The organism is Micromonospora sp. NBC_00362 (assembly GCF_026342155.1).
GTDB lineage: Bacteria > Actinomycetota > Actinomycetes > Mycobacteriales > Micromonosporaceae > Micromonospora > Micromonospora hortensis.
Genome location: NZ_JAPENH010000001.1, coordinates 1,891,585 through 1,914,401 on the forward strand (window position 1 = coordinate 1,891,585; position 22,817 = coordinate 1,914,401).

Annotated in this window: 19 protein-coding genes and 4 pseudogenes; 15 read left to right on the top strand and 8 right to left on the bottom strand. The window is 67.0% G+C overall.

Going from position 1 to position 22,817, the window contains the following annotated elements; genetic code table 11:
• Positions 1–362: 362 nt before the first annotated feature.
• From OG992_RS08640 to OG992_RS08650, 3 genes and pseudogenes are all read left to right on the top strand, one after another.
• Positions 363–1,055, top strand: a complete 693-nt coding sequence (locus OG992_RS08640; protein ID WP_238685090.1) for a hypothetical protein — start codon at positions 363–365, stop codon at positions 1,053–1,055.
• 150 nt (positions 1,056–1,205) lie between these two features.
• A pseudogene (locus OG992_RS08645) lies at positions 1,206–1,343 on the top strand (IS701 family transposase); the annotation flags it as partial.
• Between the two features lie 291 nt (positions 1,344–1,634).
• Positions 1,635–1,718: pseudogene (locus OG992_RS08650) on the top strand (IS5/IS1182 family transposase); the annotation flags it as partial.
• A 31-nt stretch (positions 1,719–1,749) separates the two neighbouring features.
• Here OG992_RS08650 and OG992_RS08655 read toward each other — a convergent pair.
• Positions 1,750–2,076 carry a DUF6355 family natural product biosynthesis protein gene (locus OG992_RS08655; protein WP_196930466.1) on the bottom strand — a complete coding sequence of 109 codons (327 nt, stop codon included), beginning with the start codon at positions 2,074–2,076 and terminating at the stop codon, positions 1,750–1,752.
• Between the two features lie 270 nt (positions 2,077–2,346).
• The gene (locus OG992_RS08660; protein WP_266302935.1) at positions 2,347–3,327 is read right to left on the bottom strand and encodes a helix-turn-helix domain-containing protein; all 981 of its coding nucleotides are present in this window, start codon (positions 3,325–3,327) and stop codon (positions 2,347–2,349) included.
• Positions 3,328–3,571: 244 nt separating this feature from the next.
• Between OG992_RS08660 and OG992_RS08665 the strand changes: the two are divergent.
• A pseudogene (locus OG992_RS08665) lies at positions 3,572–3,880 on the top strand (transposase family protein); the annotation flags it as partial.
• Positions 3,881–4,639: 759 nt separating this feature from the next.
• Here the strand turns inward: OG992_RS08665 and OG992_RS08670 are convergent.
• The gene (locus OG992_RS08670; protein WP_238685094.1) at positions 4,640–5,806 is read right to left on the bottom strand and encodes a CdaR family transcriptional regulator; all 1,167 of its coding nucleotides are present in this window, start codon (positions 5,804–5,806) and stop codon (positions 4,640–4,642) included.
• A 249-nt stretch (positions 5,807–6,055) separates the two neighbouring features.
• Here OG992_RS08670 and OG992_RS08675 point away from each other — a divergent pair, with 249 nt between their 5' ends.
• Positions 6,056–6,526, top strand: coding sequence for a hypothetical protein (locus tag OG992_RS08675; protein ID WP_266302936.1), 471 nt, complete (start codon positions 6,056–6,058; stop codon positions 6,524–6,526).
• 263 nt (positions 6,527–6,789) lie between these two features.
• Here OG992_RS08675 and OG992_RS08680 read toward each other — a convergent pair whose 3' ends face one another.
• On the bottom strand, positions 6,790–7,185 hold the full coding sequence (locus OG992_RS08680; RefSeq protein ID WP_238685096.1) for a hypothetical protein: 396 nt from the start codon (positions 7,183–7,185) through the stop codon (positions 6,790–6,792).
• Positions 7,186–8,217: 1,032 nt separating this feature from the next.
• Here OG992_RS08680 and OG992_RS08685 point away from each other — a divergent pair.
• Positions 8,218–8,538, top strand: coding sequence for a hypothetical protein (locus OG992_RS08685; RefSeq protein ID WP_238687179.1), 321 nt, complete (start codon positions 8,218–8,220; stop codon positions 8,536–8,538).
• A 246-nt stretch (positions 8,539–8,784) separates the two neighbouring features.
• On the opposite strand, the gene OG992_RS08690 is transcribed toward OG992_RS08685, so the two are convergent.
• Both OG992_RS08690 and OG992_RS08695 read right to left on the bottom strand, forming a co-directional pair.
• Positions 8,785–9,288 carry a DUF1772 domain-containing protein gene (locus OG992_RS08690; protein ID WP_266302937.1) on the bottom strand — a complete coding sequence of 168 codons (504 nt, stop codon included), beginning with the start codon at positions 9,286–9,288 and terminating at the stop codon, positions 8,785–8,787.
• Complete coding sequence (locus OG992_RS08695; RefSeq protein ID WP_266302938.1) at positions 9,285–10,142, bottom strand: NAD(P)H-binding protein; 858 nt, start codon at positions 10,140–10,142, stop codon at positions 9,285–9,287. The genes OG992_RS08690 and OG992_RS08695 overlap by 4 nt, the downstream gene beginning before the upstream one ends.
• Before the next feature lie 103 nt (positions 10,143–10,245).
• Between OG992_RS08695 and OG992_RS08700 the strand changes: the two genes are divergently transcribed.
• The 5 genes and pseudogenes from OG992_RS08700 to OG992_RS08720 all read left to right on the top strand — a co-directional run bounded on the left by OG992_RS08700 (position 10,246) and on the right by OG992_RS08720 (position 14,964).
• The gene (locus OG992_RS08700) at positions 10,246–11,205 is read left to right on the top strand and encodes an AraC family transcriptional regulator (RefSeq protein WP_266302939.1); all 960 of its coding nucleotides are present in this window, start codon (positions 10,246–10,248) and stop codon (positions 11,203–11,205) included.
• Positions 11,183–12,103 (top strand): annotated as a pseudogene (locus OG992_RS08705) (IS5 family transposase). Before OG992_RS08700 ends, OG992_RS08705 begins: the two are co-directional and overlap by 23 nt.
• A gap of 44 nt (positions 12,104–12,147) precedes the next feature.
• Positions 12,148–12,579 (top strand): ankyrin repeat domain-containing protein, encoded by a 432-nt coding sequence (locus OG992_RS08710; RefSeq protein WP_238687175.1) that lies wholly within the window; start codon positions 12,148–12,150, stop codon positions 12,577–12,579.
• Between the two features lie 256 nt (positions 12,580–12,835).
• Positions 12,836–13,735 carry an aldo/keto reductase gene (locus OG992_RS08715; protein WP_266302940.1) on the top strand — a complete coding sequence of 300 codons (900 nt, stop codon included), beginning with the start codon at positions 12,836–12,838 and terminating at the stop codon, positions 13,733–13,735.
• A gap of 575 nt (positions 13,736–14,310) precedes the next feature.
• On the top strand, positions 14,311–14,964 hold the full coding sequence (locus OG992_RS08720; RefSeq protein WP_266302941.1) for a hypothetical protein: 654 nt from the start codon (positions 14,311–14,313) through the stop codon (positions 14,962–14,964).
• A 392-nt stretch (positions 14,965–15,356) separates the two neighbouring features.
• Here OG992_RS08720 and OG992_RS08725 read toward each other — a convergent pair whose 3' ends face one another.
• Both OG992_RS08725 and OG992_RS08730 read right to left on the bottom strand, forming a co-directional pair.
• The gene (locus OG992_RS08725) at positions 15,357–15,983 is read right to left on the bottom strand and encodes a maleylpyruvate isomerase N-terminal domain-containing protein (RefSeq protein WP_266302942.1); all 627 of its coding nucleotides are present in this window, start codon (positions 15,981–15,983) and stop codon (positions 15,357–15,359) included.
• A 369-nt stretch (positions 15,984–16,352) separates the two neighbouring features.
• Positions 16,353–17,309 carry a tyrosine-type recombinase/integrase gene (locus tag OG992_RS08730; RefSeq protein ID WP_266302943.1) on the bottom strand — a complete coding sequence of 319 codons (957 nt, stop codon included), beginning with the start codon at positions 17,307–17,309 and terminating at the stop codon, positions 16,353–16,355.
• Between the two features lie 685 nt (positions 17,310–17,994).
• On the opposite strand from OG992_RS08730, the gene OG992_RS08735 reads away from it, so the two are divergent.
• From OG992_RS08735 to OG992_RS08750, 4 genes are all read left to right on the top strand, one after another.
• Positions 17,995–19,233 carry a toll/interleukin-1 receptor domain-containing protein gene (locus OG992_RS08735; RefSeq protein WP_266305178.1) on the top strand — a complete coding sequence of 413 codons (1,239 nt, stop codon included), beginning with the start codon at positions 17,995–17,997 and terminating at the stop codon, positions 19,231–19,233.
• Positions 19,230–20,213 (top strand): MoxR family ATPase, encoded by a 984-nt coding sequence (locus tag OG992_RS08740; protein WP_266302944.1) that lies wholly within the window; start codon positions 19,230–19,232, stop codon positions 20,211–20,213. Before OG992_RS08735 ends, OG992_RS08740 begins: the two co-directional genes overlap by 4 nt.
• Before the next feature lie 458 nt (positions 20,214–20,671).
• The gene (locus OG992_RS08745) at positions 20,672–21,166 is read left to right on the top strand and encodes a hypothetical protein (RefSeq protein WP_266302945.1); all 495 of its coding nucleotides are present in this window, start codon (positions 20,672–20,674) and stop codon (positions 21,164–21,166) included.
• Positions 21,163–22,782 (top strand): hypothetical protein, encoded by a 1,620-nt coding sequence (locus OG992_RS08750; protein WP_266302946.1) that lies wholly within the window; start codon positions 21,163–21,165, stop codon positions 22,780–22,782. The genes OG992_RS08745 and OG992_RS08750 overlap by 4 nt, the downstream gene beginning before the upstream one ends.
• Positions 22,783–22,817: the final 35 nt, after the last annotated feature.

The following is a 22,817-nucleotide window of genomic DNA, read 5'->3' on the forward strand; positions in this document are numbered from 1 at the left end:
GCGTCGTACCGAGACCTTGGCCGGCCACCTGACTGCGGGGATACGGTCAGACCTCGTCATGGTGAACGACTGCGGCCTCGGCGCGGACGAGCGGCTCGTGAGGCACCGCCGCAGGCTCAGCAGTCACCCGATCCATGCCCGGACATCGACCCGGGTGCCGTCGGTGAGCGTCAGGCCCGGACCGACGGCCGTCTGCTCGACGTGGCTCGTCGGCGGAATGACCAGGAGGAAGCCTCCGCTGAACGCTCCGCACAACACACCGGTGACTCGTCAGGGCAGGGCCGCGTGCGTGTAACAGGAGGTCTTCTGCCGCAGGCCGGCTGGTGTCGGCGTACGCCCGGGCGAAGTGGCAGGCTGCTGTGGTGTCTGCAGAGCCGCGCAGCGACTACTCCTGGCTGTTCGACCTGGTGGCGACCGATCCGGTCATCCGCCACCTTGCGCTTGCCCGACACCAGGCGTTGCTCGCCGCGGCGAACGGCGCGCTGCACCGCTCGAATGCTCTGTGGGCAGCTCATTACCGGTCGAGATCCAGCCAGACCCGCCTGGGCGCGGCATTGGACCAGGCGAGCGCCGATTTCCGGTGGCACCAGGAACAGACAATCTACGGGCCCCTCCACGCTTTCCGGGACGCCGCGGACGGTGACGATGCCACCCGCGCGCTGTGGGCACCGATCGCCGCCCTGTCCCTGCGGTGGGAGGCGGAATATCCCGACGAGTGGGGAGCGCCGGAGTCGTGGATGCGGTCCCGCTGGGGAACCAAGGAGGCCGTTCTTCGCCGTTTCGATCGCGCCGGTTGCCCAAAGGACATCCAGCCGGAAATCGCTGAGTTGATCCTTGCCGCGTTGCGGCGACCGTATCGGTGCAAGGACTGGATGTACGCCTGCCTGGTCCGCCACCTCGACGACCCGTTGTTCTTCCACGGGGTGGAGATGCTGGCTTCGGCCGATGACCCCTCGGTCCGGATCCGAGCGCAGTTTGTTCTGCAGGTGGCCACACACCGCGAGCAACGGACCACCCGCACGAGTTGGCGACGTTGGCTCAAGGCAGCCGGCTGACCGCCTGGCTGTTGATACGGACAAATCGAGGGTACGGGCGTCCGCACCCTCCAGCCTGCGCCGCACCGCCAGCCATCCTGATTGCCCGACGCCGAATTGTTCAGGTAAGCAACACGGCGCCGTCTTCGAGGCGCACCGTGGTGCGCGAAGATTGCCGGCCTCCTCTCCGACCTCGAAGTCAAGACATGCTGGCAGTTGGCCGAGCAGGCCGGGCATGGTCGTCCGGACGCGATGCAGCGGCTGCTCTACGGGGCGAAGTGGGACGCCGACGCGGTACGTGACGATGTGCGCAAGGTCGTCGTCGACCGGTCGGTGACTGTCGGGCTCGGAAATCGGGCTTCGGCTACGCCGCCGGCGAATACTGGTTGATCAGGCCACCGAGGATTGGGCGTCGCTGGACCCGGGCGGTGGTCAGGTCTACGACCTTCGGCGGCCGACTCGGTGGCTGCTGGTCCAATGAGCCCTTTCATCGTGACGGGGCTGGTCACGGCGGTGGGGTGGGGGCAGGGATCGACATAGGGCGAGGCTCCCGGCAAGGCAGCAGTCGACCAAGATCCGATGCCCCAACCGGAAGCCTCGCTGTTGTCCTACCCTGCCGCGATTCCCCTGTCCGACCGCACCCTCATTTGCCTCGCTGACCTGATCCGCAACCACCGAACGCAGGTGGAGAATCGCGCAGCGCTTGGCTGGCGGTTCAACAAGTTTGACCCGAGTACCAGGCGTTGGATACGGCGTTGGCGCCGCCGATGTCCCACGTTCCCGGGCCGATGCACCAGGTCCAGTCGTCGCGGGGCCACGTCGCGTCGACGTAGATGAGCACATGGGTGTTCCCGCAGTGGTTGTACCAGGCCGTCACGGCGTCTTCGTAGTAGCCGCAAACCTGCGCGGCGACGTCCTCGCTGCCGGGCTTGGCCTGCTCTGAAACCGCGGTGGTTTCGGGTTGGGACAGGCGGGAGCCGGCGCCCGGACTTGCCTGTGCCACGGTCCCGGACAGGGTGAGTGCGCCGAGGATCGCGGTCACTGCCGAGATCCGAAACGCCGTTCTGTACCACATTTTCACAATGGTCTCCTGTCAGCCGCCGCTGCGGCCTAGATGATGGTGCTGGCTGCATGAAGTGATCGATGTACTTCCTCGCGCTCCTTCCATCGCGAAAACACGGACCGATGTAACACGCTCAAGTGAACCTTCTTCCGTAAGGCGGAATCAGATTCAACCCTGACTGAGCGGACTTCCTAAGATAAGAGTGCACGCCACAGCCGGGTCTGTCGTTACTGGTAAGCGCACAAGTCTTTAGTCTGCGCGTACTCTCGCGCACTGCTCGCGGAACTGGCGTGGCGAAAGGCCGTAGGCGCTGCGGAACGCCTGGCTGAAATGCGCCGGGCTGGTGAACCCCCACTGGGCGGCGATCGTGTGGATCGGGCGCGCGCCTAGTTGGGGGTTGGCGAGGTCGCGTCGGCACTGCTCCAGGCGACGCTCGCGGACCCAGCCGGCGACCGTGCGCCCGTCCTCGTGGAACAGCTTGTGCAGGTATCGCAACGAGATGTGATGCGCTGCGGCGATCGCGTCCGGTGTCAGGCGCGGATCGCCCAGATTCTCTCGGACGAAGGCGTAAATCTGAGCCATCAACGCTCGCCGTTGGGTGTGGGAGGGCACCGCGCTTTGGACGTCCAGCGCGTTGGCCAGTGCCGCTGTCAACACGTCAATGGTGAGGGTGGACAGCCGGGCGGCGTCCGACGGACTGAGTTCGTCCATGTGCCGGGCAAGGCGCAGCAGGAATTGTGAAGATAACGCGCCGATGCCTTGGGCGCCAGGGATGCGAACTGCGCTCAGGCGTCGCAACTCCCGAGGGGGCAACGGCAGTAACGAGCGCGGGAAGCGCAGGAGCAGCAGCTGACTAACTGGCGCATCCGGGGTGAATTCGGCTACGTAGGGCCGGGAGGTGTCATACAGTATCAGGTCCCCCACGCCGAAATCTGTGCGCTGGCCGTCTTGCGTGATCATGCCGCCACCGCGCACAAGGCAACCCAGCTTGAACACCTCGGGATCGGCCTGCCGAATGAGCTTGGGAGTACGGTGGACCGAGTGCGGCATCGTGGTCATTAATGTCGCCTGCACGGGACCGAACTCGCTGATTCCGACCTGAGCCCGAAATCCGGGCTCCCACTGCGATTCACAGCGTAAATCGTAGGGCACCCAGAGCTTCGAGTTTACCTCGCGCCAGAAGGCGAACCCGTCTTCAACCGGGACCTCGGTGGTGCTGACTACGTCCATGACTCACCTTCGCGCTGTCGCTGCAGGGGTCAGACCACGATAGCTTGGCGTCGATATGGCGGCGTTGCGATGTTATGGCGCGGGTCAGGCATTGAGGGCTCTTCATCGTGATGGGTCTGGTCGCGATGGGTGGCAGGCAGCGTGTGTCGACATTGGACGAGGCTCCCGGTAAGACAGCCGTCGACCAAGACCCGATGCCCCAACCGGGAGCCTCGCTGTGCTGTCTTGACCGTCTGCGGTCGCGCTGTCCAGCCGCACTCTGAACCACCTGGCCGACCTCATCCGCGCCGAACGCACCCGCCGCCGCGGCCGGTGGCGACGTCTTGATGCCGGCAGGCCCTGCTCACCCTGGCCCATCTGCGTAACGGTGACACCATCGCTCGACTGGCCTGCGGCTTCGCGGTCAGCGTCACCACGGTCTGGCGGTACGTCCGAGAAGCCATCGACTTGCTCGCCACGCAGGCCGAGGACCTGAACGCGGCCATGCGGCGCATCGCCAGGATCGCGTACGCGATCCTGGACGGCACCCCTGATCCCGATCGACCGAGTCGCGCGGCGGTGACCACCGCGTCGAAGGCCGCCGTAAATTTCGTGTCCCGGTCGCGGAGCAGGAACCGCAGTTCGGCCACCCGCTGGTCGAGGTCCATCAGCAGGTGGCGCGCCTGCTGCGCTACCCAGGCGCCGCTCGGATGGGCGGTCACCCCGACGACGTGGACCTGGCGGGTGGCGATCTCGACGAAGAACAGCACGTAGACCCGCTTGAACAGCACGGTGTCGGTTCTCCGCCGCCAAGCGCAGCACCAGCCCACGGACCCGGTTGTCGACGGGCGGCCGGCCCGGCCGGGCATGCGGGTAGGTCCATCGTCGGGCGACCAGCTCCCGATGCCACCGAAGCAGTGTCGCTGGGGTGACGAAGAACGCCGACCAGCGCGGGCGGGGCAGCAGCCGCGACAACACCGCCAACACCACCCGGTCGGCGGGTTGAAGATCTGGGCGGTGCACCTGTCGGCGCAGCACCGCCACCTGATGCCGGAGTACCAGGATTTCCACGTTCTTGGCCCCACCATTGCAGGCGAGCTGGGACAACATCTGTAGAACCTGGCGAAGCAGCAGGTACATCAGCGATGTGCTCATGGCCTTCATCGTGTCGGCCAGGTCGATGTCGGGCGAACTGCAGCTCAGCCGGCGTAACCCGATTCTCGAGCCCCACAGGCCCGTCCGGCATGATCAGCTCGCTACAGGTTTCGATGCGTCTCGGTAACAAGCTGAGCTACATCAGTATGAAGAACAGGGAGCTCACCCGGCTGCTCATCTAGCCGGCGAGGATCCGGGCGACGGCGGTGCTCAGCACGCGTACGCCGCGGGTCGAGCCCGCCTCCAGCCCGGTCAGGTCGCGCACCCGGGTCAGCCGGTAGTCGAGCGTGCGCGGGTGGATGCACAGCGCGGCCGCGGTGTCGAGCCGGTTCATGTCGTGCTGGTAGTAGGCGTCCAGCGTGGCGACCAGGTCGGGGCCGGCGTCGAGTTGGGCTCCGACCACCTGGAGCCACTGCCCGACCTCCGCCAGTCGGGCGGCGCCCAGCTCGGCGAAGACGTCGGTGACCGTGTACGCGTGGCGCGGCACGGCCCGCACCGGTGCGACCTCGCTGACCTGCCGGGCCAGCGCCACGGCGTCGCCGAACGCGCGCACCCGCCCAGGCGCGGTGCCGGCCGCGCACGGCCGGCCGGTCATCGAGGCCACGTCGCGGGCCAGCGCGAGCCCGCGCTCGACCGCCGGCTGCCGGCCGCCCGGCGAGCTGGGGATCAGCGCGACCACCTCGTGCGGCTCCGGCCAGCTCAGCGGCATCCAGTGCGTCTTCAGCAGCGCGCCGGCGAACTCGTCCCGCGCCGCCTGGTCCGGCCCGGGCGACCCGCCGGCCACCCGGACCACCGTCGCGACGACGTGGTCGGGGACCGGCATGTGCAGGCCGCGCGCCAGCTCGGTCGCGCTGTCGTCGCCGGCCAGCAGCATCACCGTCAGCAGCCGCACCTGGGCGACGGTCGCCAGCGCGCGCCGCTGCCCCTCGATCCAGCCCCGGGTGTACGCGCCCTGGGCGGCCAGTCCCGCGGGAGCCAGCCAGGCGAGCGTGTGCATCGTCGCGGCGATGTCGTTCGGGCCGGCCGCCTCGTACACCTCGCGCAGCGTCAGCCGGGTGTGCACGAGCAGCACCTGCCGCTGCGCGGTCAGGGTGAGTCCCTTCTCGCCGCGCTGGCGGCCCATCGCGGCCATCAGGTCCAGATCCTGCACGTGGAACGGCGCGCTGTCCGCCGCGAGGTCGACCGTGCGCTGACGGAGGAAGACCGCGAAATCGAGCATCTCCGACCGCACCTGCGGCATGGCCGCGAGGTTGCGGTATTCCAGCAGCTCCTCCTGGTAGGCGTCAACCGCCCGGTGGGCGTTGTCGGCCACTCGCTGCCGCCAGAGGCTGAACAGACCGCCCATGCCGGTCAACGGTAATCGATGCGTTCCGGCCACGCCGCCCGGTTGACGCGGACCGGACAGCCTTGCGGACATTCGCAAGAACCGGGGTACGCCGGCGACCCGGTTCTCGCTCTGTCACGAAGACCCGGCCACCGGCACCCTGGAACGCTTCGCCATGGACGTCGGACGACGGCCCGGCCTGCTCGGGCGCGACCAGGTACGCGCCCCGGCATCCGCAGATCGCACAGCAATCGAGAGGTGGTTCTGGTTATGACATGGCGTAGTCGGCCCTCCGCCGGAGCACGATCCGGCATTCTCCGCGCATCCAGTCTGCTGTTGGCCGCGACGGCGATGTTCGCCGCGTTCATGGCCGCACCGTCCGCGGCGGTCGCGGCACCCGCGCCGAGCGGCGACGCGGCTGTCGCCGCCATCGGAGCCGAGCGGGCATCGGCGAGCTCCGCCGGCACGTTGAGCGTCACGACGTCGACGGCGGCCGCCGCCTCACCGGCGAAGGGCGGCGGTTTCTCGGTGATGTCGGGCTCCTGCCCGTACGCCGGGCAGTACGTCGACCCGTGGCTGATCGTGTTCCAGGGCTGCACCCTCACCGGCCAGCCGACGACCGCGGTCAGCGCCCGGTGCTCCAACGGGGCCACCCTGGGCCCCGTGCACGTGCCGCCCGGCGTCTACGACATCTATGTCGACTGCTACCCGGCGTTCTTCAGCTCGCTCGCGTTCATCTGATCGGCCCACCCGGCACGGATCCCGTTGCGGGATCCGTGCCGGCGGTGCCGGTCTCAGGGCAGCGCGTCCAGGTGCGGGCCGACCGTGTTGGCAAAGCGGTTGCCGTTCGTCACGTCCCAGTTGACCGACCAGATCATCGCGCCGCAGGACCGACAACGGTCGGCCGCCTCCGTCGACCGCGAGGTGGATCTTCGTGCTCGGCCCGCCCGCGGGATCGACCGATGCCCTAAAGGGCCGGGTGGACTCGGCCTGCGTGTTGGGGCTCAGCACATTGTCCAGTCCTCGACAGCCAGGACCAGTTCTTCAGCGCGGGCAGCCGAGATGCTGTGCCGTTCGGCGATATCCGCGAGCACTGCTTCTTCGCTGACGTCGACGTTGTCCTCGGTTGCCTGGTTGAACTCGGCGTTGAGCACATAGGCCTGCTCCGACGGCACCTGGCACTCATCAGGCTGCGACAGCTTGTCGCGAACGACGGCCTGATGCAGCCGGTAGCCCTGCCACGAAGCGGCGTCTCCGTTGGCGGCGTCCGTCCAGCGCCCCTCGGGCGCCCATTCGAACACCGCGTAGCTGGGCACCACCTCACGTCGGTCGTACGTGACAACGATTGACAACGCCTGCCACCCCTGCCCGCGATGGCTCTCCACGATCTGCGTCGCCACGTCGATGACCTGCCGACTGTCGACGGGAAAGACGCGTAGTTCGACCCGCAAGGCCAGACGGCGAGCGCCGGATCCCGAGCTGACGTCCCGACGCTCAAAGGTGTCGTAGACGGGTTGGCGCTGTCCAGGCGTCGGTAGGCGAGTCGGCTGTGCCGACGGCGTGGCCGGTTGGCTAGGTAGAGCGGTGGTGCGAGCCGGCTCAGGTGTTCGGATAGCTGGTGACGGCGTCGGTCCGGCGGCAGAGACAGTCGGAGCGGATTGAGAAGGTGACGCCTCGCCGATGATCAAACCGACAGCGGCAAGAGCGCCCACACCGACACAGCACATGAAGAGTCCACCAACGACTACCACTGACAGGACGATTCCCACCCTCACGCCCGCCCGAAGCGCGGCCCCCGGGACCACCGGCTGCACCGAGGGCCGCCCAGCAGACGGCGACGCGTCGACTCCGGGCGGGTGCTGAGCGGGTGGCTCCGACGAATCGGGTGTCTGCTGCAAGGCGTCTCCAGTGAGAGGGCGTACGACAATTGTCGTGACCGCCGCAGCCACATACGCTCCGCCGAACAGTGAGACAGTCACCCCAGCCGAACGACTCACTGGTCGTCGAACGTCTACCGCACAAAGCTCTACCAGCACGAAACCTGCGACTTCTACAGCCGCCGGTTCCACGCCTCCAGACTCCTCCTGCACGTATCGGCTACCGTGACCGCGGGGTTTTCGCCAGGCCACCCTCGTGGGGAACGAGGAGATTTGAACCCAGTAGAACCTCACGTCGAGCCTCGTCAAGGCTTGTCATTGCTTGTCAAAACCCCTTGTTACCATCCGTAACCAAATCGAGCTTGTCATTGATTGTCAAGAGCAGGCGTTGAGCTGCACAGACACGATCATGCAATGGTCGCTTCTTGTCACTGATTGTCAACGGCAGGCGGGGGTTTTCGGGGGGTAAACGGGGGCCGGCCGACAGGACAGCGCTGGGTTCCACCGCGCCCCGCTCCCCCACCATCGGGGGCGTGCCGTCACCAGGCGAGCGACATGCAGACCGCGAGCGAGGCCGACATCACTCGCCGGGTGAACGAATACGCCGGCCAAGTAGCAGCCGCCACGGGCAGCACCCTCGCCAATCCCGCCGCCAGCTCCGCGCCGTGCGAAACCCTCGCCCGCTTCCGCGACCAATGGCGCTCCCAAGGGTGGACCATTACCGAGGACCGCACTTTCCCCAACGGCAGCGAGGGCACAATCACCGCCACGACCACCCCTGACGACTACTCCCTCACCGTGAGTGGCACCAGAGAACCGACAGCCCTCCTGCTCCTGGTCCACTCCGCCTGCTACAAGTCCGCCGAACCGCTCTGACGCCACCGCCGCGCAGCGGGCAAGCGCTGACTGTCGTCGTGACGCCCACAAGCCCTGTGCAGGTCGTCCGGCCTCGTCTGTCAGCGTTCGCGACATCGGGCGATTGTCCGCGCCTCGGCACGACGCCCGCCAACTCCGCCGACGCCTTGCCGAGCTAGACGCACAGTGGTGACCCCCTTCATGAAACCCATAGGGACACCCCCGGGTGCCCGGAACTGGCCACCCTGCCCGCACCGAACGGCGACGTCATCGGGACGTGCCCGAGAGGTAGACCCCGAGACCAGCCAGCAACAGGCTGATCAGGCTGGCACCGGCCCGTACCGAGTTCCACCACGTCCAGGCGGACGAGTAGGAAGCCCACACCCGGACCGCCTCCGCAGGATCGGTCGGCACGCCTGCGGCGTCGAGCGTCTCGTTCGACGGCACGTTAACGACCACCGTCGGGATGAACGCGCCCACCAGGTACACCCCCGCGGCCACCAGGAGCAGCACACCCGCAGACCGCTTCCCGAGGATCAACAGGAACACACCGGTCAACGTGGCGGCGACGAGCGGGCCGAAGAACGTGACGAAGAACAGCGGATTCTGGATCCTCTGGTTGATGCTCGTCATGGCCCGGATCGCGGTGCCAGCGTCGGCGGCGTTCAGACCGGGCATCACCGCCACCGAAAAGGCGTAGTACACACCGGTGATCGCACCCGTCACCACTAGGGTCACCGCCGCCGAACAGGCAGCCAGGGTGGCGTTCATGCCCAGTCTCCACCGGGTGACGTGTCCCATGCACCGGCGGCGGCGGCGTCCCGGGCATAGTCGGTGAAGTCGCGCGGCCTGCGGCCCAACGCCCGTTGCACACCATCGGCGAGCTGTGCGTTGCGGCCGTCCAACACCTTGCCGAACAGCTCGGTCAGCACCGCCGCGAGCTCCGCCGGCACGTCGTACCCGGCCATCACGGCGGCGTACTCCTCCGGCGAAACCGATCGGTAGCGGATCTCCCGTCCGAGCGCGTTGCCGATCTCCGACGTCGCCTCGGCGAAGGTGAGAAGCCGCGGGCCGGTCACCTCGTAGAGCTGCCCCGCGTGCCCGTCCTCGGTCAGCGCCGCGACCACGATGTCAGCGATGTCGTCGGCGTCGACGAACGGCTCCGGCACGTTCCCGGCCGGGAGGATGACCTCGCCGCCGCGAATCGAGTCGGTCAGGAAGTCCTCGCTGAAGTTCTGGCTGAACCAGCTCGCCCGCACTATCGTCCAGTCCACTCCGGAGTCCTGGACCACCCGCTCGCTGAGTTTGGCCTCCTCCTCGCCCCGGCCGGACAGCAGAACCAACCGTTCGATCCCGCCGGACACCGCCTGTTCGGTGAACGAGCGGATCGTCGCGAGGGCGTCCGGCGCGACCAGATCCGGGTAGTACACCAGGTAGACCGACGAAACCCCGTCCAGTACGGGTGCCCAGGTGCGCTGGTCGGTCCAGTCGAACGGCGGCTCGCCGGCGCGGGAGCCGACCCGCACCGGCCGGCCGAGTTTGGCGAGTCGGTCCACCACCCGGCGGCCGGTCTTGCCGGTGCCGCCCAGTACGAGGATTGGCTGCTCATCAACGTTCTTCGTCATGCCAACCAGTCAAGTCGAGGGCGAGCGCGCCGGGAATGGGCGAGACTCTCGATCGCATGTCCCGGCGTCTCGACCGCCGACGTCACGGGGCTAACCTCTGCGCATGGATGCGTTCGCGGGGCTGCTGGACGGGCCGAGGGCGCGCGGCGCGTTCCTGATGCGGTCGGTGTTCGACCCGCCCTGGTCGGTACGGATCCAGGATCGCGCGCCCCTCACCCTGGTCACCATGCTGCGCGGCACGGCGTGGGTGGTGCCGGACCGGGGTGCTCCGGTGCCGCTGCAACCCGGCGATGTCGCGATCATCCGTGGCCCGGAGCCATACACGATCGCCGACGACCCGGCCACGGCGCCGCAGGCAGTGATCCATCCCGGAGAGCAGAGCACCACGCCCACCGGGGACGAGTTGTGCGAAGTGATGGACTTGGGTATCCGGACCTGGGGCGAACGCGCTGACGGAACCGCGGTGCTGCTCAGTGGCACGTACCAGTTGCAGGACGAGGTCAGCCAACGGCTCCTGAGGGTCCTGCCCCACCTCCTGGTGCTGCCGGCCGGAGCACTGGACAGCCCGCTCATCCCGTTGCTCAGCGACGAGATGACCAAGGACGAGCCGGGGCAGGAGGTGGTCCTGGACCGCCTGCTCGACCTACTGCTCATCGCCGCACTCCGGGCCTGGTTCTCCCGGCCGGAGGCGGCGGCGCCCGCCTGGTACCGAGCGCACGCCGATCCGGTGGTCGGCAGGGCGTTGCGGCTGCTGCACGACCAGCCGGCAAAGCCCTGGACGGTGGCCACCCTCGCGGCCGGCACCGGTATCTCGCGGGCGGTGCTGGCCCGCCGGTTCACCGAACTGGTCGGCGAGCCTCCGATGGCGTACCTCACCAACTGGCGGCTCACGCTGGCCGCCGATCTGTTACGCGAACCGGACGCCACCGTCGGCGCGGTGGCCCGCCAGGTCGGCTACGGCAGCTCATTCGCACTCAGCGCGGCCTTCAAACGGGTACGCGGTCTCAGCCCGGCCGAACACCGGCAGGCCGTCGGGTCGCCTGACCTCACACCAGTGGGATGACCTCGTGGCCACCATACCGGTGACGAGGCGGCACGACCTGACCGACGCTCAGTGGGCGGCGCTTGTGCCGCTGCTTCCCAGGGGTAAGAGGCCGGTCGGCCGCCGAAGTGGAGTAAACGGCAGTTCATTGATGGGATCCGGTGGCGAGTGCGGGTGGGCTCGCCATGGCGGGACGTGCCTCAGTGCTACGGACCTTGGCAGACGGTCTACGGACTGTTCCGTCGCTGGCAACGCGCCGGGGTGTGGCAGCGGATCGTCGCCGGGCTGCAGACCCGCGCCGACGCGGCCGGTCTGATCGGCTGGGATGTCAGCGTCGACTCGACCATCGCGCGGGCGCATCAGCACGCCGCAGGCGCCCGCACCCAACCCGAGCGGCAGAAGGAACCACCCGGCGGAGTCGAGGACGAGCCCGCTGATCACGCCCTGGGCCGGTCGCGCGGCGGCTGGACCACGAAGGTGCACCTGGCCTGCGAGCAGGGCCGCAAACCCCTGGCGATGCTGGTGACCGGCGGGCAGCGCGGCGACAGCCCGCAGTTCAGCCGGGTCCTGGCCTGCATCCGGGTCCCTCGGGCAGGCGGCGGCCGACCCCGCACCCGACCCGATCGAGTCTTGGCGGACAAGGCATACAGCTCACGCGGCAACCCGGGCGGAACTACGCCGACGTGGCATCCCGGCGACCATCCCGATCAAGATCGACCAGGCCGCCAGCCGGCGCAGGAAAGGTGCGAAGGGCGGCCGGCCACCGACCATCGACCCCATCGCCTACCGCCAGCGTCACGCCGTCGAGTGCGGCATCAACCAGCTCAAACGCCACCGAGCTATGGCCACCAGATTCGACAAACTCGCTGTGCGCTACCAGGCCACGCTCCACGTCGCCGCGATCAACGAATGGCTCTGAACGTGCCACCCGCTGGACTGCAAAACTTGCCTACCCTGAGGACCGTGAACAAGCGACAGCGAAAGAAACTCATCAATCGCCTGATGGAGGCGGTGCTCCGCGAAGACGCAGCGATCGCCAACGCCGCCCTGCGCGTCGGAGCGGACCCCAACGCGGCCGACCGAGAGGGCACGACCCCGCTCTACCAGGCTTCCGTGCACGGCGCGGTCGATCTCGTGCGGCTCCTTCTTGCCGCTGGCGCTGCGCCGGACACCGAAAGCGGGCACGGCCGGGAGGGCACGCCCCTCTGCGCTGCGGCGGCCTGGGGACATACCGACGTCGTGCAAGAACTTCTCGCCCACGACGCAGACCCGAACCTTCGCGAAGACCGAGGAACCGGCTACTCACCCCTGGACTGGGCGCTACGAGGCGACCACTCACAGACGGCCAATCTGCTCTTGGCCGCTGGCGCCTACTCCGCCGCCGCTGACATCTGAAACGCGCCCTAGTGCTGCCGCCGACACGTCGACTCTCACGCCACGCCAGACGAACGGTCGGCGCCCCTGGGCCGCCAATGAGCGTAGGGGTCCCGGATGGCGGCCCTGTGCGGGAATGCTCACCGGACGGGTCCTGCCGCGCACAGGCCATCTGAGCTGTGGCGTCCCGTATGAGGTTCCTTGGTCCCGATGGCGCAGACCGGGCACCGCTAACGGACTGGACCTCAATTGCGGTTGAGGTTTTAGGGTGTGGGTCATGCCAAGTGCCGAGATGGGAACGCGTTTATCCATGGGTCGCGATACTTTCGGCCACCAGGGATTCGGCGCGATGAGGTTGCGCGATGGAACCGCCGACGGCACCGACCGTGACCCGGTGGCGGTCGTCCACGCCGCCCTTGATGCGGGCGTCACGATGGTGGACACCGCAGATGCCTACCAGAATGAAGAGCTGGTCGGCCGGGCAATCCGAGGGCGCCGTGATGAGGTGCTGCTGGCCAGCAAATTCGGGTTGGTATGGCGAGGTGAACTCGCCGGTGGCTTCGACGTACGGGCTGACCGGTCGTACGTGCGGCAGGCGAGCGAGGCGAGCCTGCGACGGCTCGGTGTCGACGTCATCGACCTCTACTACCTGCACCATCGCAGTGAAACGGTCCCGATCGAGGAGACCGTCGAAGCCATGGCCGAACTGGTCAACCAGGGGAAGATACGCGCCCTTGGCCTGTCCAACGTGACGGCGGACGACCTACGCCGCGCACACGCCGTCCACCCGATCGCGGCGCTACAGGAGCAGTGGTCACTGGTGCAGAGCGACATCGAGCAGGAGCTGCTGCCTACCGCGGTTGACCTCGGGGTGGTCATCGTGGCCCACTCCCCAAACGGTCATGGACTCCTCCACCAGCCTCTGAGCACAGCCGACGAGCAAGTAGCGAGCGGCCTACGCGCCGCACTGGGCGAAATCGCCAGTAGACACGACACTACGAGCGGGCAAGTCGCACTGGCCTGGGTGCACCACCGGCAGCAGGCACACGGTGTGCCGGTCATCCCGATCCCGGGGACCACCAGCGTCCGCCACCTGCGTTCCAACGTCGCCGCGGCCGACCTAAGCCTGTCCGACGACGACCTGCGCCGGCTCGATACCCTCCGAGCTGCGTCGTGAACCGCACACCGTGTCCGGTAGCGGATCGTCTTACGGGGGCGGGTTGGACGGGCTTCATGCTCAACATCGCCAGGCTCCCAACTCACCGGGAACCCAGCCGCGCTATCGCCCACGCTGCCCCGGACTGAATGAGGATGCAGTCCAATGTCGGCATTGAACATCCGGTCATGCCGCAGACAACGCGCGGGGCGGCTTCGAACGCCGCTCGTAGCACCATCGCCGACTACGTGCGGTAACCGAGAGCAGCGACAGTCAACCCGTGTTGGGACAGGTTATTGCCGTCCCGGTGGAGCCGATCTCGTCTGCCATAGCCGCGAAGGTGTAGCGCAGCATGTGTACGCATCCTCAGCACCCGGATTCCTGCGGGCTGGGCCAGGTGCTTACGCGGGTGCGAGGCGGTTTGCCGGTCCATCCGCACGCCGTTGGGTTTATTCAGCTCGTCCGGCTTGGCAGCGAAGTGCGATGGGTGGCCAGGGCGGTGGCGGTTTCGACGGCTGACACGGGCACCCCGCTGCGCAAGCCGCACGCTGGAGCAACGGACGGACGAGAACGCTGCCGACGCCAGACGGCGCGTCATGCAGTCCGGCCGGCTGCTGCGGATGCGCGCCGACGCCGCCGGCCTCCTGGACGACTTCAGCCACCAGGTACGAACCCGCTACCCGCACCCCGTCGCCTACCGCTGGAGCAGGGCACAGGTCCTGCTCTCAAACGGCGCCGACGGGTCGGCGTACTACGCCATCCTGGAAACGGCCGAGGTCCTGCTCTGCTATTGCGCGCTCGAGGTCGAGGATCTGCCCGCCGCCATCGCCGACGCCCACGCCGACCTGACCACCCTCCTGCAACGGGCGTCGTTCCTCGCCGATCTTCCCCTCGTCCATGTCAATCGCATTCACTGGGACTCTCTCCGCAAGGTCGCACGGGTGGAGTTCGAGGAACTGACCGGAGACAACGTGCTGGTCCCGGTGCGGGAGCGGACCTACGGGTCTAGTGACCTGGAAGCCGGAAGCCTCTACCTGGCGACCGACGACGGCCGTCTGCATCTGCTTCGCCCGTTCCTTATCCGCCACCGATGCGCGAAGTGCCGCGGCTGGGAGACCCTCCACATCGACAACTTGCCGCACATCGCCACCGTCCAGATCAAGAGTCTAGAACGCGGCCACACCATTCAGGATCCGCAACTGTGGGACGCCTTCGAGCATGTCGGGCTCGTCGAGCGGCCGGGCAGCTGAGCCCCAGCCGCCCGCCGGCGTTCCCTGAGACATGATCGATCCCTAGTCGACGACAACGAGAGCGGCAAGCGCACGCCACTGGGCGAAGGGCAGGCCGTCCTGCCAGTTGTCGGTCGTCGCCGTAGGCGTCGTCACCGGCGACCCATTAACAAGACAGTCCACCGGCCCACCGCGGTGCGATACCCAGCGCGTCAGCTGCGGTTTCGCCGAAGCCAACGCTGTCGGGCGGGCGTCCCGGCCACATCCGGTGACGTCCTGCCGAGAGATTGTCACTTGGGCCCATCCGGCGAATCTGCGAATGCACTGTCATCGGCATGACAGCGCACGGCTCCAGGCGCTACCAACGCGCGACAGCGGCAGATAAGGACCGTGCAGAGCGAGCGCTCCGCCAGCTAGAGGGCGGAGATGGAGGTGGGAGCTCGTTCTTGCCGAGCTAGCGCGCGTATCACGTTCAGGGAACCGTGTCGCCAGGCCGCGAGGCTGCTCAGCAGCTGGATTGTCGCTTCAGTCGCTGTCTGCGGCATCGGTGGCGTCGGCAAGCCGAGGCTGACTGCCAGGTCGTCGGTGTGCACGACCAGCTCCATGACCCGGGTCAGCAGGAAGTCGTCGACTTCCAGGCCCCAGTCGCCGAGGTCCACGATGCGGTCGGGCGGTTGCGCTGTCACCGTGGCACCCAGGTCGGTCAATGCCGTATCGACCGCGTCCGCCAGTTCCCTGGGGCTCGTCGCTGTAGCTGTCTGCTCGCTGCGGCGCCGGATGTCGATGTTGTCGGCACTGTCCATGCCTGAAGTCACCCAGGCGTTGCCGGTGAAGTGCTCCAGCACCGAGATCGCCGATTTTCCTGGTGGCGCGGCGAGGAGCGTCACGGTCTGAGTGACCTGGTTGGCCAGATGGCGGGCGAGGCCGCCGGTGGAGAAGTCCGGCAGGGCGCTGGGCGAGGACCATTGCTCGGCCAGTATCGGATTGCGCAACAGGGCTAGGGCGGCCTCGGCAGCATCCAGGAACGCGGGTCGGATCATCGAGTGCACGATATGGCCGCACAGGAATCGTTGTCATCCCCCGCACGAGTCAGCGAGGAGCGGCTCCCCCTTCCGGATCTGTGATCATCGGCATCCGAACACCGAGCCGCGCGTCGCTGGCAGACCATCCGTTAAGCAACGTCACCAATCGGAACGTCCGCCGGTCCTCCAGGCGTCACGAATGCCGATCAAGCGATCAGCGGGAGGCCAGCTACCCCGATGCAGCTCTGTACGACAAGTCGTACCGGAATCTGCACCGGAGCAAGTGGGCCGCACCCAGCCCCACTCGACTCAGGTCCGCCGATCGACGACAAGAGCAACACGGTCGGCCGGGCCGACTCCCGGCCCAGCCGACCGTGTTGCCCGCGTCTACACCCCTTCCCCGATGCCCAGTTGCACCTGGATCTCCTGCGCCCGTTCGGCCGCCGCGCTGGCGCCGTAGTGGCGAGGCATGTCCTCCGAGGTCCAGCCCAACAACAGCATCAGGTCACCGGTATTTCCGCCGGCACGCTTCCACTCGTGGGCGAAGTTATGCCGCCAGCGGTGGGCGTGCACATTCGCCACACCAGCGGCGAGACCCAACCGCTTCAGACGAATCTTGATGCCGTTGGCCGCCAACCTCCGGCCGCCACGGTCGGCGAGCCACAGATCCGGCAGCTCCGATCCCTTGTGCTTGACCCGCGCGCGTAGGTAGCGGCTGATGGCCCGGGCCGTCTTCGGCCCGAATCGGACCCGTCGGTCCTTGGCGCCCTTTCCGTGGTAGTGGACCGACTCCGTGTTGAGGTCGACGTCATCGAGCAGCAGGTTGCCGACCTCCGACAGACGCGCTCCCGTGTTGTAGTACAGGCGGATGATCGCCTCGTCACGGAGGTGCGGGAAGGTCTTGCCCTTGCAGGCGTCGAGAAGCTTCTTCGTGTCTTCGTCGCGGATGATCGGGATCAGCTTCTGTGGTGTCTTGGGCTGTCGGACCCGATCCATTGGAGAGCGGTCGATGTCCTCCTCAGTCAGCAACCACTTGAAGAACTGCTGCAGACCTTTGTGCTTGTTCAGCGCGGTCGACGCCGACCGGGTCTCGATCATCCACGCCTGGAACGCCTCCGCATGTCCCCGGGTCACCTCGGTGGGGTCCTCCGCGGCGTCGGCGGCATCGGGGTCGGGCGAGTGCTCGGCCAGGTAGCGGGCCAGTTGCGCGGCGGCGAGGAGGTAGTTGTACCGCGTCGTCTCCGGGTAGTTGCCCGCCCGCAGCGTCCGGTCCCAGTCGCGCAGGTATCCCGCCCAGGTCGAGGACAGGTCGGTCGTGAGCTTGGTGAGGTCCAGTAGAGCCATGTCGGTCACCCGTCGAGTCAAGGGGTCGATAAGCGGCGTGCTCGACCTCGACGAACCACCATGAACACGAAAAAGAGGGTTCCCACAGGCTCTGACCTGTGGAAACCCTCTCGCTGTCGGGACGGCCGGATTCGAACCGACGACCCCTTGACCCCCAGTTTTACAACGATTCTGTCACGGCATAACACGACTGCCTGATATATCCGCAAATGCAGACAGAGCGGCATCAGGCATCACGCTTCAATGCCATCTCATGTCAGCGACTCCTCGAGGAAAGGCCGTCGTCGTTACCGACTCCGTTACGGCGGACGGTCAAGGGTTCGCCGTGTCGCTCCATCCACATCGCCGCGACTTGATGCATCCCACCCGGGGATGGTTACCCAGGCTGGGCGCGGCCGCCCGCAGCACCTTCTGGCCCGCCCCCGCTCGTCGTCCGGGTGAACACCTGATCAGGGTGTACCGCCACAAGTACTGCAGCTCGCCCGCCGGGACAGGGTCAGTCTTCAGGCTGTGGACGGCCTCTGAACGACCCACCAGCTGACACTGTCTCCCGAACCGGACTATTGACCACCAGGGGTTATGGTTGGCAATCTCGAATTCAGAACAGTCCGAACCACAACACAGAGGTGCGCCAGGTGTTCCTCCCGTCCGTCACCCGGCGATAGGCCGATCCCTGTTGACCCGGGTGTTCGTCAGCTACTGCCGGTGCGACAAGCAAACGAGAGGGGTTCGAGACGCGATCGCCGCGGCGCTCAAGGTCCACACGGTGTTCGTCGATGACGTGATCGAACCGTCCGACCCGTGGCGAGCGGTCATCAACAACGAGCTTGCTGGATGCCGGGCAGCGGTAGTGCTGATCGATCGCCCTGCACTCGCCTCACGCTGGGTGATCAAAGAGGTTAACATTTTGCTTTGGCGGTTCGCCCTGGGCTCGGACCTGACGATCGTCCCCGTGCTGCTGGACGGCGTGGCTCGCGACGAGATCCATGCGGCGGGCATCGGCGACCTCCTGGAGCAGAACTTCGAACGCATCAATGCGGCGAACGGGCTAGAAGAGGCCGTGGGCCGGATCAGTGAGGTGATCGACCGGATCCCGGAGATGTTGTCGTTTGGGGCCGATCCCATGTCCGACTGGGTGGAACGTGTCGCCGTCGAGCTCGGCAGCCTGAGTGACGATGACCTCAACCTGCCCGCCTGCGAACTGGACGAATCGAAAAAATGGGTGTCCTACAAGGTTCGTCCCGAGAGGGTCAGGTTTCTCGCCCATCAGTTGATCGATCAGGGTCTGGACGGCAGGGTGCACCGCGCCGCGGCCAGAATGCGCGGGCGGCTGATCGACGAACGGTTCCGCCGGTTTATCGGCGAGGTACTGCCGAGCTGGGTAGATGCCGGAGCCGCCCACCGCCTGCTCATGGCGGCTCGGGCTAAGCCGCGACCCGTGGTGGTGCTCAACGCGAGGTGGCTCCGCACCGGGCGTCAGTACTTCGACCGGGCGACCTGCCGCGCCGTCATCGGATACCGGGTCGCGGTGGCGGCGGCGGTGCCGGGGGACGAGCCGGTGCGGGACCTGATCGGCGCAATGGAGAGCGGTCTGCGACAGATGGTGCACCACCCGGAGGACGAGCCGCTGGAGGACCTCGAACGACCCCGCGAAACGTGTTTCCTGATTGTGGACTCGGGCTCTGCTGCCATGGGAACCGTAGGAACGGCGGTGGCTTTGTTCCGGAAACGGTTTGACTGGGTGACGCTTGTGCTGCTGGCGGGCCGCGGGCAGATGAACGCTCACACCGTGCAGGGCTGGCTGGGCGAGACGCCTTTTATCCTTCTGCCGGAGTTGGGAAATGGGGATGAATTGAAGGCACACCGGTTGGTGGAGGATCTACTGGGCCTGCTCCCGGCCAGCATGCGGGGAGACGTGGCATGACACCACCGCACCTGCCTGCCCCGACGGAGTCGTCGGACATCCCGGATCATCGGGATGGCCGGGTGTACGCCATCACCGACAATCTGAAGCTCGCTGTCGACGTCGCGCTGGCTACCGGGAGGCCATTGTTGTTGCGCGGTGAACCTGGATCCGGCAAGTCTTCACTGGCCGCCTACGTGGCCCGCCAGCGTACCTGGCGGTACTACGAGCACATCGTGACGTCACGCACCGAGGCGCGGGACTTACTCTGGACATTCGATGCGGTCCGGAAGCTCGCTGATGCCCAAAACCGGTCCGCAGGAGAGCTGGACGACCACGACTACGTGGAGCCGGGTGTGCTGTGGTGGGCCTTCGCACCGCGGTCCGCCTCATGCCGGGGACGGCTGGGCGATGGGTCCGGCGCGGCCTCCGCCGAGGATCCGCAGCTGCTGGTGCATGACGGCGATGAGCCGTCGACCGACCACGCGGTGGTCCTGATCGACGAGATCGACAAGTCAGAACCGGACCTACCGAATAATCTGCTGGTGCCGCTCGGCTCTCACCAGTTCACGGTGACAGACATCCGTACCACCATCCGCAAGGAAGCGCCGGCGAAGCCCGGGCAGAGTCCGCTCGGCCGGTACCTGATCGTGGTCACCACCAATGAGGAGCGGCCGCTGCCGGAGGCGTTCCTTCGCCGGTGCGTGGTCGCTGTGGCGCCGCGCCCGGACCAGGATCGACTGGTGACCATCGCCCGGATGCACCTCGAGACCTACGAAGGTGGCTGGAGCGCGCCGGACCTGGCGCTGGCGAACGCCATCGCCGCAGACTTGCTCAACGCTCGCAGTCACGCCGATCGGGAGGGTCTCCGCGCACCCAGCACAGCAGAGTTCCTCGATGCCCTTCGTGCTTGCCGCAGCCTCGGTATTACTGTGGACAGCCCTCAGTGGGACCAGATGCGGCAACTTGTCATGGTCAAACCAGGGGGTCCGTGGTCGTGACCAGCATGGTTTGGCTCGGCGACTTCGTGCGTGCCTGCATGGCCGTCGATACGCAGGACCAGAGTAGACAGCTACAGGTGGCCCGCCTACTGAATCTCCGTTCAATGGGCGGCAAGGTCGCAGCCGCCCCAGGCGCTTCTACGGAGACCGACGGTGATCCGGCGGCGCAGGAGGCTCCCGCTGCCGATGGAACTCCCACGAAGGCCACAGTCAAACCGACGGGCTCACCTAGCCGCAGGCCGAATGAAATGCTTAGCCGTGCCGAACAGTTGCAGTCGGACACTATCCCCGAATTGCATTGGCCCGTCGACCCGCTCCCCAAGCAGCGTCCTCGCACCGGTCCGCTACCTCGCCCCGCCCCGTTGCTCGCACCCCGGTACGCCGCCACCATCCTGCGCCTGGCCGTACGACAGATGGTCACGGAGGGCGACGTCGATGTTGCATCTGCAGTGCGACGAATGAGCAAGGCCCGGGGCATAGACGAGCTGCCTCGCCGCCGCCGTCCGACCCTGCGCTTCGGGGTGGAAATCCTGATTGACCGCGGGCCCGGCATGCAGCCGTATGCCCGCGACCACGAGGCGGTGATCGAGGTGGTCCGCCAGCTCGTCGGTCCAGACCGGATGAAGGTGCGCTACTTCGAAGCTGTGCCAACCCGAGGTATCGGATCGGGCCCAGCCCGCAGGTGGCGGCCCTACACACCCACGCCGGGAGGGATTCCCATTTTGCTGATCACCGACTTCGGGATCGGGGGTTTCGCAATGGACCAATTCCGCGCTCAGGCGGCCGAATGGCACCGGTTCTTCACCATGGCCCGTGCCGCCGGCGTCGACTACACCGCGCTGGTGCCCTATCCGCTGGCCCGGTGGCCGCGATGGGCGCGCTCGCACGTGCACATCGTTCAGTGGGACCGGCGATCCCGGCCTACCGCTGCGTCGCCGCCGACGCGTTGGTGACCACCGCTGCTCCGGCCGTCCGCGCCGTCTCGGCAGCCGAAGAGCTTGGACAGCTGCTAAGCACCGCGACGCGGATCGAACCCGAGCTGATTCGGGCTGTCCGCCTGCAGGTGGCTGGCCATTTGGACAGCAGCGCTGAGGCAGACCTGTGGTTCAGCGATCTTGTAGGGGGACGGAATCCGGGGGCAATCAGCCTGCAGCCGGACCGCTTGCAATGCCTACGCGAAGGGCTGGCGCAGCGCATCCGCGAAAGCACGCAGCAGGACCCAATCCGCCGGGTCGGTGACATCATCAGCGACTTGCATGCCCACCTTCCGCCGCCGTTGCGCATCGAGGAGTCCATAGCCTGGCTCTCGGTCATCGATCCCGCATCGGCGGCCGATCATGCCGACCGTCTGCTGCACGCCGCGTTGCGTTCCTTAATCGAGGAGAAGCGGACCGGCCTTGCCGATTGGTTCGCCGGAGCCTGGGACCGCCTGCCTGCTGAGGCCAGATCGACCTCTGCGGCCTGGAAGCTCACGCAGGTTGTGCGGAGTCAGCGCCGCTTGTGTGGCGACGAATGGGTGCCGGCTTCCGACGGCGAGGTGCAGCCGAGCGAACTAACGATAGAGGACGTCGCCCTGATCGCCCATGTCCTACCGGCCGTCGAGCTATCCGCAGAGCGGTCAGCAGACGGAATCACGATCCGTCAGGGCGCGGGTGACAGGACGCTGCTGGTGCCGGCGACTGTTCCACGGATAGTTCTTCTGAACGAGCCGGGCACCCTGCCTCAGGGGCCGAGGACGGTGCTGATCCCCGAAGGCGGCTCAATCAGCGTTCCGGTCGGCCCTGGTCCAGTCCACATATCAACCGCTAGCAGCGAGGTTATTGCGCTGACGGGTCCGGGAGCTGCCGGTCTTCCGGGTACCGCATCTCCGCAGGGTCGCATCGACCAAGTGATTGTTGCAGCGGCTTCCCCCGATGTCGGATTCCTGCACTACCCCACGCCGGACGGGGTCTGCATCATCCCGGCTACCGTGTCGGACGACGTCCTGGATCAAGGCGACGACGTAGTAGCAGTCCGCGAGATCATCACGACGCTGCGATCGTATGCCCCGCACCGGCTCGTCATCATCGTCACCCCGTCCGAGGTCCGCCAGGAGGATCTGTACCGCCACATCCTGCTGGTGGGCGGCTCATACGAGGAGTTTTCGGCAGCCTTGCTGCATCGCCCGGCCTTCCCTGTGCACCGGTCCCACGAGGGCTTCTGGGTAACCACCACGTCCGACGGCGCGGTCACGGAGCACCGACCTGCCAGCGTAGATGTGGAGAACCCTGCCGGACAGGGCGACGTCGCCCTGATAGCCCGTGCACCCAACCCATGGAATCCCGCCAGAACATTGATCGTGGTGAGCGGCATAACCGGGCACGGCACCATCAGCGCAATACGGGCACTCACGGACCCGCTGGTGCGAGAGCGAAACTCGGGCTTCCTCGACGCACGTTTCGAGGGTGCTGAACAGTTCGCCGTCCTCGTTCGGGTGGACCTCCTGGATGAAGAGAGCGTCGCGCCAGACCTGACGCGTGGCGGCACACTTCTCTACGCGTGGTCACCCTCCGACGACTCGCAGGCGTGACGATGACTTCCCCATAGCGGGAGGCTGTCCGGCAG